Here is a 1922-nt window from a genome sequence, read left to right as displayed (position 1 = left end):
GCGGCCTGCAACACGATCAGCCACACCTGGTGCGAGGCCACCAACGCCGAGGCGCTCGACGATCTCGTCAAGAACCAGGGCGTGATCGCCGGCCCCCTGCCCAAGGACGTCGTGGAGGGATTGCGCGCCACCACCAAGAAGACGCTGGACGGCCTCGCGGCTTCCGATCCGAAGATCAAGAAGGTCTACGACGCGTTCCTGGCGTTCAAGGAGAAGCACGACAAGTGGGCCGGCGTCTCCGAGGCCGTGTTCCAGGAGCAGATCCGGGTCGGCGGCGTCTGACCTTCATGTCCGAGCGCCTCGAGAACTGGGCCCGTCGCCTCGACGTGATCGTCGAGGTCTCGGGCCGCATCGCCGCATGGACGGGCCTCGCGCTCGTCCTCGTCATGGCGGGCAACGTCATCGCCCGCTACTTCCTCCACATCGGATCGGTCGCGACCCAGGAGCTCGAATGGCACCTGATGGCGCCGCTGACGCTGCTGTGCATCGCCTACACGATCAAGCATGACGGGCACGTCAGGGTCGACATCTTCTACTCGAGCCTGCCGGAGATCGCGCGGCGCGCCATCGACCTGTTCTCGGCGCTGTGCGCGCTCGCGCTGGCGGTCCTGATCGTCAAGATCTCCATGCCTTACGTCCTGCAGTCCTACCGGATCGGCGAAGGCTCGCCCGACCCCGGCGGGCTGCCCTATCGCTGGATCATCAAGGCCATGATCCCGGCCGGCTTCGCGCTGTTCGGGGTGCAGAGCCTCGCCTCCGTGCTGCGCGCGCTGAAGCCGTTCTTCGGCGGCTCGGACGGCCTCAAGACGGCGTCGATCAATGCCGTATAACGAGATCCTCGCGCTCGCCTGCATCGGCTCCTTCTTCGTCCTGCTGTTCGTCGGCGTTCCGGTCGCGCTGACGCTCGCGATCTCGGGCTTCGTGTTCGGCTGGCTCGGCTTCGGAACGGGCCTGTTCAACCTGCTGCCGGCGCGCATCTACGGCGTGACGGCGAACTACACGCTGATCGCCATTCCGCTGTTCGTGTTCATGGGGGTCATGCTCGAGAAATCGCGCATGGCCGACGAGCTCATGGAGGTGATCGGCTATCTGGCCGGCGGCCTGCGCGGCGGCATGGGGCTCGGCATCGTGCTGGTCGGCATGCTGATGGGCGCGACCACCGGCATCGTGGGCGCCACCATCGTGACGCTCGGGCTGCTGACGCTGCCGACGCTCCTGAAGCGCGGCTACGACACCAGGCTGTCCTGCGGGGCGATCTGCGCCTCCGGCACGCTCGGGCAGCTGATCCCGCCGAGCACGATCCTGATCCTGCTCGCCGACATTATGGGACAGTCGGTCGGGACGCTGTTCGCGGCCGCCGTGTTCCCCGGGCTGCTGCTAACGGGGATCCTGGGCGCCTACATCCTGCTGGTCGGGGTGTTCAAGCCCGAGATGGTCCCGCCGATCCCGCTCGCCGAGCGGCAGGCGCTGCCGCGCCGCGAGCTGTGGATGAAGACGCTGAAGGTCGGCCTGCCGCCCGTCGCGCTGGTGCTGGCCGTGCTGGGCTCGATCATCGGCGGCGTCGCGGCGCCGACGGAAGCCGCCTCGATGGGCGCGGTCGGCTCGATCCTGGTCGCGGCGGTCGCCGGCAGGCTCTCGATGAAGACGCTGGTCGACGTGGTGAACTCGACCGCGCGCATCACCGCCATGATGTTCTTCATCCTGATCTGCTCCCAGGTGTTCGCGCTGTCGTTCCGCGGCCTCGGCGGCGAGCGGCTCGTCCACGACGCCTTCGCGATGGTTCCGGGCGGCGCCACCGGCATGCTGCTGTTCATGCTGGCGATCATCTTCGTGCTCGGCTTCTTCATCGAGTGGATCGAGATCAGCTACATCGTCGTGCCGATGTTCCTGCCCTTGATGCTCGCGGACGGCGTCAACGTCGT

2 protein-coding genes and 1 pseudogene are annotated in these 1922 nt (G+C 67.3%); all 3 read left to right on the top strand.

The window, feature by feature from the left end; translation table 11 throughout:
* Positions 1-282: pseudogene (locus ACIKT0_RS17615) on the top strand (ABC transporter substrate-binding protein); the annotation flags it as partial.
* 5 nt (positions 283-287) lie between these two features.
* On the top strand, positions 288-830 hold the full coding sequence (locus tag ACIKT0_RS17610; RefSeq protein WP_407106641.1) for a TRAP transporter small permease subunit: 543 nt from the start codon (positions 288-290) through the stop codon (positions 828-830).
* A partial coding sequence (locus ACIKT0_RS17605; RefSeq protein WP_407106640.1) for a TRAP transporter large permease occupies positions 820-1922 on the top strand: 1103 nt, incomplete at its 3' end. The genes ACIKT0_RS17610 and ACIKT0_RS17605, both read left to right, overlap by 11 nt.

Source organism: Hansschlegelia beijingensis (assembly GCF_045505405.1).
Taxonomy (GTDB): domain Bacteria; phylum Pseudomonadota; class Alphaproteobacteria; order Rhizobiales; family Methylopilaceae; genus Methylopila; species Methylopila beijingensis_A.
The sequence above is the reverse complement of the archived record's forward strand: the minus strand, read 5'-3'. Positions and strand labels throughout refer to the sequence as shown.

Bases quoted from the DNA above. Each gene is read 5' to 3' on its own strand.
- ACIKT0_RS17610 (WP_407106641.1), top strand. From the start codon at position 288: ATGTCCGAGCGCCTCGAGAACTGGGCCCGTCGCCTCGACGTGATCGTC.